The organism is Mycobacterium sp. pW045 (genome assembly GCF_041287085.1).
GTDB classification, from domain to species: Bacteria; Actinomycetota; Actinomycetes; order Mycobacteriales; family Mycobacteriaceae; genus Mycobacterium; species Mycobacterium algericum_A.
On the sequence record NZ_JBGGKU010000001.1, the window covers coordinates 39,260 to 55,225 of the forward strand.

A 15,966-nucleotide genomic window follows, 5' to 3' on the forward strand; every position below is an offset into this window, starting at 1 on the left:
CGGGTGCGGGCCTTCACCATCGCCGAACGGCGAACCCGCTTGGCACGCCGGCACTTTCTGGCCCCTGAAACCGCGACCGAGCCGATCACGCAGATAGCCGCCACGCTCATCGGCCTGCACGCCACCGATCCGGCCACCCCGTATCTGTCGCTGTGGGCGCGATCGTCACCATTCACGGTCGCCGACCTGGACAGTGCGCTGTATGAGAAACGGTCGCTGATCAAGCAGCTGGCGATGCGCCGCACGCTGTGGGTGGTCGACACCGCCGAGCTGCCTACCGTGCAGGCCGCCGCCAGCGACCGGGTGGCCGACACCGAACGCCGCCGACTCATCGCCGACGTGGCCAAAGCCGGTGTCGCCGACGACGGAGGACGCTGGTTGGCCCGGGCCGGCACGGCGGTGCTGCGACACCTCGAAGAGCACGGCCCGGCCAGCAGCGCCGAACTACGTGCGGCACTACCCGAACTGGCCGGAACCTACGACCCCGCACCCGGCAAGGCCTACGGCGGCCAGACGCAGCTGGCCCCGCGCGCGTTGACCGTGCTCGGCGCCCAGGGCGACATCGTGCGTGGACCCAACGACGCAAGCTGGACCTCGTCGCGGCCCCGGTGGGCGGCCGCCGCCGACTGGCTCGGCGAACCGGGCGAGCCGATCCCCGCCGAGAAGGCACAGGCACGCCTGGTCGCGACCTGGCTGCGGGCCTTCGGCCCGGCCACCGCCGACGACATCAAATGGTGGTTCGGCACCACCAAGACGGCGGTCCGAAAAGCGTTGAGCAGCATCGGCGCCGTCGACGTCGACCTGCACGGCACCCCCGGGTACGCGCTGCCCGATGACCTGGAACCCGAGCCCGAACCCGAACCGTGGGGTGCGCTGCTGCCCGGACTCGACGTCACCACGATGGGCTGGTATCACCGCGACTGGTATCTCGGCGAGCATCGCGGCCAGCTCTTCGACAACTACGGCAACGCCGGACCCACGGTGTGGTGGAACGGCCGGATCGTGGGCGGCTGGTGCCAGAACGCCGCCGCCGAGGTGCAGCTGCAGCTGCTGGAGGACCCCGGCCAGCCGGCGCGTCAGGTGTTGGAGCAGCGGGCGAGCGAGCTCACCGCCTGGCTGGACGGGGTGCGGGTGTCGCCGCGGTTCCCGTCGCCGCTGGTCAAGGCGCTACGGTGAGCGCCACGCCACCGCAGCCTCTGATGACATCTCGCTCCTAAGCACTCGCCTTGCGCCGCCGCTTCGCCGGCTTGGCGGGTTTGACCGGTACGTCCAGGATTTCGGCGAGGAACTTGCCGGTGTAGCTCTCCGGCACGGCCACCACATCCTCGGGTGTGCCGGTGGCTACCACCGTTCCCCCGCCGGCCCCGCCTTCGGGGCCCATGTCGATGATCCAGTCGGCGGTCTTGATCACATCCAGGTTGTGCTCGATGACGATCACCGTGTTGCCCTTGTCGACCAGCCCGTTGATGACGCCCAGCAGTTTGGCGATGTCCTCGAAGTGCAGGCCGGTGGTGGGCTCGTCGAGGATGTAGACCGTCCGGCCGGTGGAGCGCTTCTGCAACTCCGAGGCCAGCTTCACCCGCTGCGCCTCCCCGCCGGACAGCGTCGGTGCGGGCTGGCCCAACCGCACGTAGCCCAGGCCGACGTCGACCAGGGTGCGCAGATAACGGTGGATGCCGGTGATCGGCTCGAAGAACTCCGCCGCCTCCTCGATCGACATATCGAGCACCTGGGCGATGGTCTTGCCCTTGTAGTGCACCTCCAGGGTCTCCCGGTTGTAGCGCGCGCCGTGGCAGACCTCGCACGGCACATAGACATCCGGCAGAAAGTTCATCTCGATCTTGATGGTGCCGTCGCCGGTGCACGCCTCACACCGACCGCCCTTGACGTTGAACGAGAACCGGCCCGGCTGATAGCCGCGCACCTTGGCCTCGGTGGTGGCCGCGAACAGGGTGCGGATCTTGTCGAACACCCCGGTGTAGGTGGCCGGGTTGGACCGCGGGGTGCGCCCGATCGGTGACTGGTCGACCCGCACCAGCTTGTCCAGGTGATCCAGGCCGGTGATGCGGGTGTGCCGGCCGGGCACCAACCGGGCGCCGTTGAGCTTGTTGGCCAGCACCGACGCCAGGATGTCGTTGACCAGCGTCGACTTTCCCGAACCGGACACCCCGGTGACGGCGGTCAGCACCCCGAGCGGGAACTCCACGTCGACACCACGCAGGTTGTGTTCGCGTGCGCCGACCACGCCGAGTTGGCGCTTGGCATCCACCGGCCGCCGAAGCTGCGGCACCGCAATGCTTTTCGCGCCGGACAGGTAGGCGCCCGTGATCGAGTCGCGGTTGGCCACCAACTCGGCGTAGGGCCCGCTGTGCACGATCCGCCCGCCGTGCTCCCCGGCCGCCGGACCGATGTCGACGATCCAGTCGGCGTGCGCGATGGTGTCCAGATCGTGCTCGACGACGATCAAGGTGTTGCCCAGGTCGCGCAGCCGCACCAGGGTTTCGATAAGCCGGCGGTTGTCACGCTGATGCAGCCCGATCGACGGCTCGTCGAGCACGTAGAGCACCCCGACCAGACCCGAACCGATCTGGGTGGCCAGCCGGATACGTTGCGCCTCACCGCCGGACAGCGTCCCGGCTGCCCGCGACAACGTCAGATACTCCAGGCCGACGTCGAGCAGGAAGCTCAGCCGCGACTGGATCTCCTTGAGCACCTGGCCGGCGATGGCCTGCTCCCGAGGGCCCAGCGTCAGCGCGTTGAGGAAATCCGAGCACTCCGCGATCGACAGGTCACTCACCTGCGCAATGGATTTGCTGCCGTAGTCGCCGGCGGTCATGGTCACCGCCAGGATCTCCGGCTTGAGCCGGGTGCCGGCACATTCCGGGCAGGGCACGTCACGCATGAAGCCGGCGTAGCGTTCCTTCATCTGCTCAGACTCGGTCTGCTCCATCTTGCGTTGCAGGAACGCCATCACACCTTCGAAATCGGTGTAGTAGGAGCGGGTCCGGCCGTAACGGTTGCGGTACCGCACGTGGACCTGCTCGTCGGAGCCCTCAAGGATGGCCCGGCGCGCCTTGACCGGCAGCTTGCGCCACGGGGTGTCGACGTCGAAGCCCATCGAGGCGCCCAGGCTGGCCATCATCCGGGTGAAGTACTCGCTGGTGGGGCCCATCGACCACGGCGCCACCGCCCCCTCGGCCAGGGTGCGGTCCGGGTCGGGCACCACCAGGTCGGCGTCGACCTCCTTGCGGATGCCCAGCCCGGCGCATTCGGGGCACGCCCCGTAGGGCGAGTTGAACGAGAACGACCGCGGCTCCAGGTCGTCGACCGCCAGCGGGTGCCCGTTGGGGCAGGCCAGCTTCTCGGAGAACCGCTGCTCACGGTGGGGATGGTCGTCGTCGCGGTCGACGAACTCCAGCACCACGATGCCGTCGGCCAGTCCCAGCGCCGTCTCGATCGAATCGGTGAGCCGCTGCTTGGCCGACTCCTTGACGGTCAACCGGTCCACCACGACGTCGACGTCGTGTTTCTCCTGCTTCTTGAGCTTGGGCGGGTCGGTGAGCGAATGCACCACCCCGTCGACCCGGACCCGGCTGTAGCCCTGCGTGTTGAGCTTCTCGAACAGGTCGGCGAACTCCCCCTTGCGGGTGCGCACCACCGGCGCCAGCACCTGAAAGCGCAGCCCCTCATCCATGGCCAGCACCTGGTCGACGATCTGCTGCGGGGTCTGGCGGGCGATACGCTCACCGCAGACCGGGCAGTGCGGGGTACCGGCGCGGGCGTACAGCAGCCGCAGGTAGTCATACACCTCGGTGATGGTGCCCACCGTCGACCGCGGGTTGCGGTTGGTGGATTTCTGGTCGATGGACACCGCCGGTGACAGGCCCTCGATGAAGTCGACATCCGGTTTGTCCATCTGGCCGAGGAACTGGCGGGCATACGCCGACAGCGATTCGACGTAGCGGCGCTGCCCCTCGGCGAAGATCGTGTCGAAGGCCAGCGAGGACTTGCCGGAACCGGACAGCCCGGTGAAGACGATCAACGCGTCCCGCGGCAGGTCCAGGTCGACACTGCGCAGGTTGTGTTCACGCGCACCCTTGACGATCAGCCGGTCAGCCACCCGTCCATGCTAGGTGGCCGTACCGACACGCAGCTCACGGCCAGTACGGTGGCGGATATGACCCCGAAAATCTCGGTTGACGACACCTACACCGGCCACGTCGATCCCGGCACCGCAGCCCGCCGCACCCTGCCCGGGGCGACGATCATCAAGACGTCGGTGGGTCCGATGGACAACAACGCCTACCTGGTGACCTGCACCAACACCGGCAAGACGCTGCTGATCGACGCGGCCAACGACGCCGACACGCTGCTGGCGCTGGTGCGCGACTACGCGCCCGAGGTGGCGCTGATCGTGACCAGCCACCAGCACTTCGACCACTGGCAGGCGCTGGAGGCACTCGCCGAGGCCACCGGGGCGCCCACCGCGGCGCACGCGCTGGACGCCGAACCGCTTCCGGTGACCCCCGACCGGCTACTGGCCGACGGCGACACCGTGTCGGTGGGTGAGCTGACCTTCGACGTGATCCACCTGCAGGGCCACACCGAGGGCTCGGTGGCACTGGCGCTGGACGGCGCGGCCACCGGAGGGGTCACGCAGCTGTTCACCGGCGACTGTCTATTCCCGGGCGGCGTCGGAAAGACTTGGCAGCCCGGCGATTTCGAGCGGCTGCTGGGTGACGTGAGCGCCAAGGTGTTTGACCGGTTCGGCGACGACACCGTCGTCTACCCCGGCCACGGCGACGACACCACCCTCGGAACCGAGCGGCCGCACTTGGCGGAGTGGCGCGAACGAGGTTGGTGACGGCGTTGCGGACCCGCCGCGCCCGCCGAGAAGAACCTGGCCGGCCCGGTCAGCCGGTGGTGTGCACGATCAGCACGTCGACCTTGGCGCGCCGCGACACGTTGGCCGGCACCGACCCCAGCAGCCGCCCGGCGATCGTGCTCAGCCCCACGTTGCCGACCACCAACAGGTCGGCCTTGACCGACTCGGCCAACTCCACCAGCGCGTCCACCGGGGCGCCGACGATGGCGCGCTCCTCCACCTCGTAGGCGCCGGCGGCGATGGCCCGCTCCTTGGCTTCCTTGAGGATGGCGTAGATCGGGGCGCTGCCGGAGGCCTTGTAGCTCTCGTCTTTCAGCGCGTCGACGGCCCGCGGGTCGTCGGCGTGCGGCAGGTAAGCGGTGGCGATGACGACCTTCGCACCCTCACCCGACGCCAGGTGACCGGCACGGTCGACGGCACGCAACGAAGAATCCGAGCCGTCCGTGCCGACCACCACCGTCTTGTAGCCGCTCATCCGTAACCCTCCCGGTGAAAAGTTGCAATGCTCGCTAGTAAGCCATGGCGACATTAACGCGTCGAAGGCCCCGATGGGGGCGATTGGCGTCACATGTCGTCTGCGTCGCTGCACACACATCGCCATTGAGGGGCACGAAAACCGCATCTCACCGCCGTCGTGACGTGGCTGACACGGCGCACCGGGCGGTAGCGTGGACTGCCATAACCGTCAATGCTCGCGATAGCAGACGCCGTTGAGCCTGGTACTGAACCGGGCACCGGTGAGCACCGCGGCGGGTCCGCCCCGCCGGCGGCGCCGGCCCCCGGACGCGATCCTGATCGCGGTGGTGGCGACGCTGATCAGCGGCATCGGCGCGAGCAGGCCGTCACTGTGGTTCGACGAGTCGGCCACGATCTCGGCGTCGACGCATCGATCGCTGCCGGAATTGTGGCAGTTGCTGAGCCACATCGACGCGGTGCACGGCCTGTACTACCTGTTCATGCACGGCTGGTTCGCCCTGTTCCCGGCGACGGAATTCTGGGCGCGGGCGCCGAGTTGCCTGGCGGTCGGCGCCGGTGCCGCCGGGGTGGTGGTGTTGTGTCGCCGGTTCGCCGACCGGCCGGTGTCGATCTGCGCCGGCGTGCTGTATGCGGTGCTGCCGCGGATGACGTGGGCCGGGGTGGAAGCGCGCCCGTATGCGTTCGCGGCGGCGTCCGCGGTCTGGCTGACGGTGCTGTGGGTGAGCGCGGCGCGCCGCAACACTCGGCCGCTGTGGCTGGGTTACGGCGCGGCGGTGGTGGCCTCGACACTGCTGAACACCTTCACCGTGCTCATGGTGGCGGTGCATGCGGTGGGGCTGCGGGCGTGCGGGTGCGACCACACGGTGAAGCGGCGCTTTGCGGGCGCCGCCGGAATCGCGCTGGCCGTGCTGGCCCCGTTTCTGTGGTTCAGCCAGCAGCAGATCTGGCAGGTCGCCTGGATTCGGCCGGCGGATGCGCACACCGTGATCGAGATCGCGCAGCAGCAGTTCTTCGACAACAGCGTGCCCTTCGCGATCTCGGCGTGGTTGCTGATCGCCGCCGCTGTGGTGGCCGTGCGTGCCGGGGTCCGCCCGGCACCCGCCGGCGAGCTACGGCAGCTGGCGTTGCTCTGCGTCGCCTGGCTGGTCATCCCCACCGTGGTGACCGTGGCCTATTCGGGGATGGTGAAACCCGTCTACTATCCGCGCTACCTGATCAGCACGGCGCCCGCCATGGCGATCGCGTTGGCCCTCTCGTTGAACATCGCCGTGACCACACTCGCCCGGCCTCGCCGCGCCATCATCGGCGCCCTAACGGTACTGGTCATCGTCGCCGCACCGAATTATGTTGCCAATCAACGTGATCGCTACTCCAAAGAGGGCTGGGACTACAGTGCGGTGGCCGATGTCATCGATGCGCACGCCCGGCCCGGGGATTGCCTCCTGATCGACAACACCACCAGGTGGTTGCCCGGCCCGATCCGGGCACTGCCGGCCGGCCGGCCCGAGACGTTCGCCAAGCTGCGAGACCCGGGCCGGGGCCCGCACCGGCAGCAGTTGGGCCGGCTCTGGGACGGGCATCTGGCGGTGTGGGCGCTCAGCGATCAGCTCGCCGACTGCCCGACGATCTGGACGATCACCGATCACGACCGATCCCTGCCCGCCCACCAGGTCGCCGTCAAGCTGCCGCTGGGCGCCCGGTTCGCCCGCACCCCCGACGGCCAGGTGCTACGCCAGCTGGCCTTCCACGCCGTCGAACGTTGGCAGTTCACCTACGCCCAGGTCATCAAGTCGACCGGCGGTTCAGCGATGTTCGACGAAGGAGAGGCGAAGCTGGAACCGCCGCATGACCACAGCGGTTCAGCGAGGTTCGACGAAGGAGAGGCGAAGCCGAAACCGCCGCATGAACCCTAAGCCGCTCAGGCGTGGGCGCCGGCCAGCGGTTCGGCGCCGCGGGCGGCCCGATAGGCCACCACACAACTCACGGCGGCCATGACCGCGAAGATCGCGAACAGCCAGCGGGCCGCCGGCAGGCCGGAGCTCATCGCGGTGTTGACCACCAGGCCGGCAATGCCGGCGCCGAATGCCCCGCCGATCAGCGCGACGGTGTTGATCGCCGCGGCGGCCGTGCCGCCCTCGGCGGGGTCGTCGACGCAGCTCATGGCCCAGGCCGACAGATGCGGCCAGCCGACACCGACACCGACACCGACGACCAGCAGCGCCAGCGCCCAGATCGCGCCCACCGCGGTCGGGTTGTAACTGCTCATCCGAGCGAACGCGACCACCGCCAGGCCGCCCGCCATCACCAGCGGCCCGCTTATCACCAGCCCGATGACCACCCGCACCTTGCTGACCGAGGCGCTGGCGATCTCGCTGATCGTCCAGCCGGTCGACAAGGCGGCACCCAGGAATCCCGCCATCACCGGCGGCAGGTGAGCCAGTCGCTGCCCGAGCAGGGGGATGTACAGGTTGGCCTTGGTGGTGGCCATCAACAGGCCCAGCGTCAGGTAGATCCACTTCTCCCGGCCGGGGTGGAACGCACTGGGGGGCAGCACCGCCGCCGACGAGCGCCGGTCCACCACCAGGAACACGCCCAACAGCACCGCGCCCGCGATCAGCAGACTGGCGGCCCCGACGAGACTGTGCGGCAGTTGGGCGGTGCTGACCACCAGCGCGGCGCCCCCCAGCAACAGCAGTGAACGCACCGGGACCTTCATCGCGTCGTCTTGCTGGCCGCCGCGGCTGGCACGCAGCACCACACTCACGGCCACGGCCATCACTCCGGACAGCACCGCCATGATGGCGAACGCCCACCGCCAGATGCCGAACTGGGCGAACAGGCCACCGGCCGCCGGCCCCACCAGGGTCCCGACACCCCACATCGCCGAGACCAGCCCGGATGCGCGGGTCCACAGCCAGCTGGGCAGGACCGCATTGATCAGCGCATAACCCAGCCCGGCCAACAGGCCGCCGCCCATACCCTGCAAGGTGCGGCCTACCAGCAGGATCTCCATCTGGGGCGCCATGGCGCACACCACACCGCCGACGCCGAATGCCAGCAGGCCCAGCAGGTAGGCGAACCGGGAACCGATCCGAACCAGCACCGCGTTGGCTGCGGCGGCGGCGAGCACCGACCCGACCAGATACAGCGTGGTGGCCCAGGCGTAATACCGTTCGCCGCCGATCTCTTTGATCGTGCTCGGCAGCAGGCTGATCGTCAGGAACTCGTTGGTGGCGTAGAGGGCAACGCCCCCGGCCAGCACGGCTGAAGTGCCTAAGTAGCGCCTTCCGAGCAGCTCGCGCCAGCTGCCGGTGTTTATAGCGGATTCGGTCGTCACCGCTTCAGTCAGATCCACCACCGCTTGCAGTCAATCACGGATCGCCATGACACGCGAAAACGGTCCCCATGCTGGCGCGTCACCTGATTCCGGCCGCGTCCATACCCCGCAATTCTTTCTTGAGGTCGGCGATCTCATCGCGGATTCGGGCGGCGAGCTCAAATTGCAGGTCACGCGCGGCGTTCATCATCTGCTCGGTGAGGTCCTTAATCAGGTCGGCCAGTTCGGCGCGCGGCATGCCGGCCGTGTCGCGGCCCTCGAACACCCCGGCGCTGACCGCGCGGCCGGGCTCGCCCTGCGCGCGCCGCCCACGCGAGGCGTTGCGCCCCGAGCCGGCGACCTCGACGGTTTCGCTGTCGGCCGCCTCCCGATACACCTGGTCGAGGATGTCGGCGATCTTCTTGCGGAGCGGCTTCGGGTCGATACCGTTCGCCTCGTTGTAGGCGATCTGCTTGGCGCGGCGCCGTTCGGTCTCATCGATGGCCTCGCGCATCGAGTCGGTGATCTTGTCGGCGTACATGTGCACTTCGCCGGAGACATTGCGGGCGGCGCGGCCGATGGTCTGGATCAGGCTGCGGGTGGAGCGCAGGAAGCCCTCCTTGTCGGCGTCGAGGATCGACACCAGCGACACCTCCGGCAGGTCCAGGCCCTCCCGCAGCAGGTTGATCCCGATGAGGACGTCGTAGTCGCCGAGCCGCAGCTGCCGCAGCAGTTCCACCCGGCGCAGCGTGTCGACCTCGGAGTGCAGGTAGCGCACCCGGATCCCCATCTCCAGCAGGTAGTCGGTGAGGTCTTCGGCCATCTTCTTGGTCAGCGTGGTCACCAGCACCCGCTCGTCGGCCTCGGCGCGCTGCCGGATCTCGCCGATCAGGTCGTCGATCTGGCCCTTGGTCGGCTTCACCACCACCTTCGGGTCGACCAGGCCGGTCGGGCGGATCACCTGCTCGACGAACTCGCCTTGCGCCTGGGCCAGCTCGTAGGGGCCGGGGGTGGCCGACATGTAGACGGTCTGCCCGATCCGGTCGGCGAACTCCTCCCAGGTCAGCGGCCGGTTGTCGCACGCCGACGGCAGCCGGAAGCCGAATTCCACCAGGTTGCGCTTCCGCGACATGTCGCCCTCGTACATGCCGCCGATCTGCGGCACCGTGACGTGGGATTCGTCGATGATGAGCAGGAAGTCCTCCGGGAAGTAGTCCAGCAGGGTGGCCGGGGGCGAGCCGGCGCCGCGACCGTCGATGTGACGCGAATAGTTCTCGATGCCCGAGCAGAACCCGACCTGGCGCATCATCTCGATGTCGTAGTTGGTGCGCATCCGCAGCCGCTGCGCCTCCAGCAGCTTGCCGTGGCGCTCCAGCTCGTCGAGCCGGACGGCCAGCTCCTCCTCGATGGTGGAGATGGCCTGCGTCATCCGTTCCGGACCGGCCACGTAGTGGGTGGCCGGGAAAATCCGCAGCGAGTCGACCTTGCGGACCACGTCCCCGGTGAGCGGATGCAGGTAATACAGTGCCTCGATCTCGTCGCCGAAGTACTCGATGCGCACGGCCAGCTCCTCATAGGAGGGGATGATCTCGACGGTGTCGCCCCGGACCCGGAAGGAGCCGCGGGTGAACGACATGTCGTTGCGGGTGTACTGCACGTCGACCAGCAGCCGCAGCAGCCCGTCGCGCGGCACCTCCGAGCCGACCTGCAGCTCGACGGAGCGGTCCAGGTAGGACTGCGGGGTGCCCAGGCCGTAGATACAGGACACCGACGCCACCACCACCACGTCGCGCCGGGACAGCAGGCTCGAGGTCGCCGAGTGGCGCAGCCGCTCCACGTCGTCGTTGATGGAGCTGTCCTTCTCGATGTAGGTGTCGGTTTGAGCGATGTAGGCTTCCGGCTGGTAGTAGTCGTAGTACGAGACGAAGTACTCGACGGCGTTGTGCGGCAACATCTCTCGTAGTTCATTGGCGAGCTGTGCGGCCAGCGTCTTGTTCGGCGCCATCACCAGGGTGGGCCGCTGCTGCCGCTCGATCAGCCAGGCTGCGGTGGCCGACTTGCCGGTGCCGGTGGCGCCGAGCAGCACCACGTCCTTCTCCCCCGCGGTGATGCGCCGGTCCAGTTCGGCGATGGCGGTAGGTTGGTCACCGGCGGGCTGGTAGTCGCTGACCACTTCGAAACGGCCACCGGCCCGCACGATGCCTTCGACGGCGTCGGCGGGAGGCCGGTACTCCGAATGCGCGACGACGGGGTGTTCGGTTGCGAAAGCCACGAACCCAGAGTAGGCCGGGTGTCTGACAGACGTCCGGCGACGACGCGGCCGCCCAGCGGGGGCCCGGGAGGAGCCAGCACGGTGCATCCGCCCAAGCACGAGACCTTTGACCTGGTCGCGAACACCAACACCGACCCGAAAGGGGTGGTGCGCGCCGTCGACGTCTACACCGTGCAGCCGTGGGGTCTCTACCTGGCGCGACCCACCCCGGGACGCGCCCAGTTCCGCTACCTGGAGTCGTGGCTGCTCCCCGAGTTGGGGCTGCGTGCCACGATCTTCCACTTCAACCCGGGCCACGAACGAGACCAAGATTTCTACCTCGACGTCGGCGACTACATCCCGGGACCCGCGCAGTGGCGCTCCCGCGACCACTATCTGGACCTGGTGGTGCGTACCGGCCGCGACATCGCGCTCACCGACGTCGACGAGTTGATGGTCGCGGTGCGGGAGGGCCTGCTCACCCAGGACGACGCCGAGCGGGCGGTGATGCGGGCGGTCGCCGCCATCGACGGCCTTGCCGGCAACGGCTACGACCTGCAGGGCTGGCTGACCGGCCTGGGCATGCCGGTGTCCTGGCCGGTCAGCGACGGTCTCACCGGATCGATGCCGGAAGCGCACTAGTCAACCGCGCCAGCACCGGCCGTTGGTTAGGTAATCTCGAGAAGATGAACGCCAACCTGCGAATCGGTGTCGCCACCGCGACGACCGCGGCCCTGTTGGGGTGCGGTCAGCTGATCCCGGCGACGGCCGCAGCTGACGAGCTGCACAACGTCACCTACATCGCGCGGGTCGACGCCTGGACCCAAGGCAGTGTCGTCACCTTCATGCTCAACGACACCCAGACCGCCAGCGGCGACATCGACGCCTTCGGGGCGCCGTTCCAGGCCAACGCGGTGCTGTCCGACCCGAGCAAGGCGGGCATGGTGATCCGGCTGCGCTGGCCGTCGTCGGCGAACGTGCACTGCGAGATCCACGTGGATGACATCGTCGCCGTGAAGAGCGACCGCTTCGTCACCACCTGGAAAGACAGCAGCGACCCGCGCAACGGCGCGATGCTCTGCGGCGCGCTGATCAGCAGCATGGCCTGACCTAGCGGGAATCGCCGCGGGTCACCGCGATCGGCGCTAAGACGGACGCCAGCCGGTGTCGTCGGCCCACCCCCACGCCCGCCGGTAGGCGGCTTCGTCGGGCTCGTCGGCGTCAGCGAGGCGCTCTTCCGGGTTGGCCGCCAGCCAAGCCGGAACCAGCAGGGCAAACCGCTGGTTGGGCCAACCGTCGACCCGCAGCTGGATGCGGGTGGGCCGTCCCGGGTCAGCGGAAGCGTGAACCCGTTTCTCCCACAACGCCGGATCGTCGTCGGTGAGGGCGCTGTCGGCGCTGACGCCCTCGACCCGGGGATAACCGGCCGCCAGCAGCGGCTCGGCGAGCTCGTCGGCTACCGCCAGGGATTCCACCGTGACCTGCATGTCGATGACGTCCGGGGCGTCGCGCCCGGCCACCGCGGTCTCGCCGACGTGGTCGATGCGCCGCGCCCGGTGCCCGCAGGCGGTCTGCAGCCGGGCGATGATGCGCTGCGCCTGATCCGGCCAGGTCGGGTCGGCCGGCACCGGCTGGGCCGGCGACGACACGGTGCGGCGGGCCGCCAGGTTGTGGGCGAACGGCTCGATGCGCTGCTGCCACAACTGCCGCGCCTGGGCCGTCAAATCGTCGGGATCCCCGGAGTTGTCCAGCCAGACGTCGGCGACCGCACGACGCTGCGGCTCGGTGGCCTGTGCGGCGATGCGGGCCCGCGCATCCGCCTCGGACATGCCGCGGTATTGCCGCAGCCGGGCTACGCGGGTTTCTATGTCCGCGTGCACGACGATCACCAGCGGGAACATCGGCGCCATCTGCGATTCGACCAGCAGCGGGATGTCCTCGACGATGATCGCGTCGGAGCCGGCCGCCGCGATCAGCTCACTGCGGCGCCGCGCCACCAACGGGTGCACGATGCCGTTGAGCGTGGCCCGCTTGTCGTCGTCGCTGAAGGCGATCGCGGCCAGCGCGGGACGGTCCAGCGCCCCGTCGGGCAGCAGGATTCCCGGCCCGAAGGCCTCGACCAGTGCGGCCAGGCCTTCGGTGCCGGGTTCGACAACTTCACGGGCGATGACGTCGCCGTCGACGACGACGGCGCCGAACCGGCTGAAGGTGGCCGACACCGTCGACTTGCCGGCGCCGATACCGCCGGTCAGCCCGATCCGCAGCATCTGCGCTACAGCGTGCCTAGGCGCTGTTACCGGCGAGCTTCTCCCGCAGCGCGGCGAGCTGCTCGTCGCTGGCCAGCGAACCGCCGGCCGGAGCCTCGTCGCGGTGCGAACCGTTGGCACCCGAGCGCGGCTCGGCGTGCTCGGCGGCGGCGAACTTCTCCATCTGCGCGGTGTGCATCTTGTGACGACGCTCGGCCTCGGCGTAGCGGGCCTCCCACTCGGTGCGCTGCTTGTCGAAACCCTCGATCCACTCGTTGGTCTCGGCGTCGAAGCCCTCCGGGAAGATGTAGTTGCCCTGCTCGTCGTAGCTGTCGGCCATGCCGTACTTCGAGGGGTCGAACTCCTCGCTGTAGTCCTCGTTGGCCTGCTTGAGGCTCAGCGAGATCCGGCGCCGGTCCAGGTCGATGTCGATGACCTTGACCATCGCGTCGTCGCCGACCGCGACCACCTGGTCGGGCACCTCGACGTGCTGCTCAGCCAGCTCGGAGATGTGCACCAGGCCCTCGATGCCCTCCTCGACGCGGACGAACGCGCCGAATGGCACCAGCTTGGTGACCTTACCCGGCACGATCTGGCCGATCGCGTGGGTGCGGGCGAAGTGCCGCCACGGGTCTTCCTGGGTGGCCTTGAGGCTCAACGAAACCCGCTCGCGGTCCATGTCCACGTCGAGCACCTCGACGGTGACCTCGTCGCCCACCTGAACCACCTCGGACGGGTGGTCGATGTGCTTCCAGGACAGCTCGGAGACGTGCACCAGGCCGTCCACGCCGCCCAGGTCGACGAACGCGCCGAAGTTGACGATCGAGGACACCACGCCCTTGCGAACGGCGCCCTTCTGCAGCTGGTTGAGGAACTCGCTGCGCACCTCGGACTGGGTCTGCTCCAGCCAGGCGCGGCGGCTCAACACCACGTTGTTGCGGTTCTTGTCCAGTTCGATGATCTTGGCCTCGATCTCGCGACCGATGTAGGGCTGCAGGTCACGGACCCGGCGCATCTCCACCAGCGAGGCGGGCAGGAAGCCGCGCAGCCCGATGTCGAGGATCAGGCCGCCCTTGACGACCTCGATGACGGTGCCCTTGACGGCCTCGTCCTTCTCCTTGAGCTCTTCGATGGTGCCCCAGGCGCGCTCGTACTGGGCGCGCTTCTTGGACAGGATCAGCCGGCCTTCTTTGTCCTCCTTGGTCAGGACCAGGGCCTCGACCTCGTCACCGACGGACACCACCTCGTGGGGGTCGACGTCGTGCTTGATGGACAGCTCGCGGCTGGGAATGACGCCTTCGGTCTTGTAGCCGATGTCGAGCAGGACCTCGTCCCGGTCAACCTTGACGATCGTCCCTTCCACGATGTCGCCATCGTTGAAGTACTTGATCGTTTTGTCGATGGCGGCGAGAAAATCCTCGGCCGAGCCGATGTCGTTGACGGCTACTTGCGGCGAGGTGACGGTGGGACTTGGCATGTGTTGGGTTGCTCCGGACAAGTTGTGGTCGTAGGGACAGGTGATATCACGCATGCGAGACATGCGGTGGCCGACGACCCTGCTAGAACTGGCCGAGGACTACCTGTCGAGGCTACTCGACGCGTTGCACGCTGGACAAACCGGTGGTCTACGCTGCGTCGCTATGCCCCAGACGCGGAACCGCCGCAAGGTCGGAGCGCCGCTGTACGTCATCGTCCTGCTCAGCGTCCTCACCGCGTTGCTGCTGCTGTTCTTCACCGCGGCCAACCCGGCCGGCACCCTCACCGCGCTGGTGCTGGCCAGCATGTCAATGCTGGTGGTGCTGCTGTGCTACCGGTGGCTGGACCGCTGGGAGCCCGAACCACGCCGGTTGCTGCAGCTGGCCTTTCTGTGGGGAGCGTCGGTCGCCGTGGTGCTGGCGGTGGGGCTGGAGACGTTCGGATCCTCGGTGGCCACGGTGCGGCCGTTGGTGTCGAAGACCTTCGACATGGCCGCGATCCAGGCGCCGTTCATCGAGGAGGCCGCCAAGGGGCTGTTCCTGCTGGTCATGCTGACCGGCCGCCGGCGCCATCAGCTCAACTCGCTGACCGACTGCATGGTCTACGCGGGCGTAGCGGCGGTGGGATTCGCCTGGATGGAGGACATCGTCTACATCGCGCCCGCCGACTCGCCGGCCAAGATTGCCGCGGTGGCCATCGCGCGACTGGTCGTCGGGCCGTTCGCCCACCCGCTGTTCACCACGATGACCGGTATCGGGGTGTTCTTCGCGCTGCGTCGCCGCGGGTTCTGGTCGAAGGCGTTCGTGATCCTGCTCGGGTACCTGGGGGCGGTGGGCATGCACGCCCTGTGGAACGCGTCGCTGGCGATGGGCGGCGCCCGGTACTTCCTGACCACCTACCTGTTCTGGATGGTCCCGGTGTTTTTGCTGATGGTGGTGCTGGGCGCGGTAAGTCGCCGGCACGAGCAACACCTGGTCGCCACCAAGCTGCCCGCCATGGTGGTGGCCGGGCTGATCAGCCCGAACGAGGAGACCTGGCTGGGTTCGATCCGAGCACGCAAGCACGCGCTCCGCGAGGCGCGGCGTATCGGCGGCAAGCCCGCCGCACGTAGCGTCAAGAAGTTCGCCGCCCAGGTGGTCAAGCTCGCGTTCGTGCGGGACCGCATCGACCGCGGCTTCGGTGATCCCGAGGTGTTCGCACTGCAGCACGAGGACGCCCACGGGGTGCTGGCGGCCCGGGCGGCGGCCCCGGTGCTGCAGGTGATGGCCGGTTACCGCTCACCGCTGCCGGCGCGACGGTAGCTTCCGCGCAGAAA

The 15,966-nt window shown here is 68.5% G+C and carries 12 protein-coding genes; 6 read left to right on the forward strand and 6 right to left on the reverse strand.

The window, feature by feature from the left end:
• The first annotated feature begins 3 nt into the window (after positions 1-3).
• Positions 4-1,176 carry a winged helix DNA-binding domain-containing protein gene (locus tag ACAG20_RS00170; protein ID WP_370491088.1) on the forward strand — a complete coding sequence of 391 codons (1,173 nt, stop codon included), beginning with the start codon at positions 4-6 and terminating at the stop codon, positions 1,174-1,176.
• A 37-nt stretch (positions 1,177-1,213) separates the two neighbouring features.
• On the opposite strand, the gene uvrA is transcribed toward ACAG20_RS00170, so the two are convergent.
• Positions 1,214-4,120, reverse strand: coding sequence for an excinuclease ABC subunit UvrA (uvrA, locus tag ACAG20_RS00175; RefSeq protein WP_370491089.1), 2,907 nt, complete (start codon positions 4,118-4,120; stop codon positions 1,214-1,216).
• Positions 4,121-4,177: 57 nt separating this feature from the next.
• Here uvrA and ACAG20_RS00180 point away from each other — a divergent pair, with 57 nt between their 5' ends.
• Entirely contained in the window at positions 4,178-4,864 is a 687-nt protein-coding gene (locus tag ACAG20_RS00180) for an MBL fold metallo-hydrolase (protein WP_370491090.1), read from the forward strand.
• A 49-nt stretch (positions 4,865-4,913) separates the two neighbouring features.
• Here the strand turns inward: ACAG20_RS00180 and ACAG20_RS00185 are convergent, their stop codons facing one another.
• A complete protein-coding gene (locus ACAG20_RS00185) occupies positions 4,914-5,360 on the reverse strand; it encodes a universal stress protein (protein ID WP_112684051.1) in 447 nt (148 codons plus the stop codon).
• 235 nt (positions 5,361-5,595) lie between these two features.
• Here ACAG20_RS00185 and ACAG20_RS00190 point away from each other — a divergent pair, with 235 nt between their 5' ends.
• Positions 5,596-7,275 (forward strand): glycosyltransferase family 39 protein, encoded by a 1,680-nt coding sequence (locus ACAG20_RS00190; protein WP_370491091.1) that lies wholly within the window; start codon positions 5,596-5,598, stop codon positions 7,273-7,275.
• Positions 7,276-7,280: 5 nt separating this feature from the next.
• On the opposite strand, the gene ACAG20_RS00195 is transcribed toward ACAG20_RS00190, so the two are convergent.
• Both ACAG20_RS00195 and uvrB read right to left on the reverse strand, forming a co-directional pair.
• On the reverse strand, positions 7,281-8,720 hold the full coding sequence (locus ACAG20_RS00195; RefSeq protein ID WP_370491092.1) for an MFS transporter: 1,440 nt from the start codon (positions 8,718-8,720) through the stop codon (positions 7,281-7,283).
• A gap of 58 nt (positions 8,721-8,778) precedes the next feature.
• Positions 8,779-10,950, reverse strand: a complete 2,172-nt coding sequence (uvrB, locus tag ACAG20_RS00200) for an excinuclease ABC subunit UvrB (protein ID WP_370491093.1) — start codon at positions 10,948-10,950, stop codon at positions 8,779-8,781.
• Positions 10,951-11,031: 81 nt separating this feature from the next.
• On the opposite strand from uvrB, the gene ACAG20_RS00205 reads away from it, so the two are divergent.
• Positions 11,032-11,571, forward strand: a complete 540-nt coding sequence (locus tag ACAG20_RS00205) for a DUF402 domain-containing protein (protein ID WP_112684053.1) — start codon at positions 11,032-11,034, stop codon at positions 11,569-11,571.
• A gap of 44 nt (positions 11,572-11,615) precedes the next feature.
• Complete coding sequence (locus ACAG20_RS00210; RefSeq protein ID WP_112684054.1) at positions 11,616-12,038, forward strand: hypothetical protein; 423 nt, start codon at positions 11,616-11,618, stop codon at positions 12,036-12,038.
• Between the two features lie 36 nt (positions 12,039-12,074).
• Here the strand turns inward: ACAG20_RS00210 and coaE are convergent, their stop codons facing one another.
• Both coaE and rpsA read right to left on the reverse strand, forming a co-directional pair.
• Positions 12,075-13,196 (reverse strand): dephospho-CoA kinase, encoded by a 1,122-nt coding sequence (gene coaE, locus ACAG20_RS00215; protein ID WP_370491094.1) that lies wholly within the window; start codon positions 13,194-13,196, stop codon positions 12,075-12,077.
• A 16-nt stretch (positions 13,197-13,212) separates the two neighbouring features.
• Positions 13,213-14,652 carry a 30S ribosomal protein S1 gene (gene rpsA / locus ACAG20_RS00220; RefSeq protein ID WP_112684093.1) on the reverse strand — a complete coding sequence of 480 codons (1,440 nt, stop codon included), beginning with the start codon at positions 14,650-14,652 and terminating at the stop codon, positions 13,213-13,215.
• A gap of 163 nt (positions 14,653-14,815) precedes the next feature.
• Here rpsA and ACAG20_RS00225 point away from each other — a divergent pair, with 163 nt between their 5' ends.
• Entirely contained in the window at positions 14,816-15,952 is a 1,137-nt protein-coding gene (locus ACAG20_RS00225) for a PrsW family intramembrane metalloprotease (RefSeq protein ID WP_370491095.1), read from the forward strand.
• Positions 15,953-15,966 lie beyond the last annotated feature (14 nt).

Excerpts from the sequence above, each read along its gene's own strand:
- rpsA (WP_112684093.1), bottom strand. The coding sequence starts at position 14,652 with ATGCCAAGTCCCACCGTCACCTCGCCGCAAGTAGCCGTCAACGACATC.
- ACAG20_RS00210 (WP_112684054.1), top strand. The coding sequence starts at position 11,616 with ATGAACGCCAACCTGCGAATCGGTGTCGCCACCGCGACGACCGCGGCC.
- ACAG20_RS00225 (WP_370491095.1), top strand. The coding sequence starts at position 14,816 with ATGCCCCAGACGCGGAACCGCCGCAAGGTCGGAGCGCCGCTGTACGTC.
- ACAG20_RS00185 (WP_112684051.1), bottom strand. The coding sequence starts at position 5,360 with ATGAGCGGCTACAAGACGGTGGTGGTCGGCACGGACGGCTCGGATTCT.
- ACAG20_RS00180 (WP_370491090.1), top strand. The coding sequence starts at position 4,178 with ATGACCCCGAAAATCTCGGTTGACGACACCTACACCGGCCACGTCGAT.
- coaE (WP_370491094.1), bottom strand. The coding sequence starts at position 13,196 with ATGCTGCGGATCGGGCTGACCGGCGGTATCGGCGCCGGCAAGTCGACG.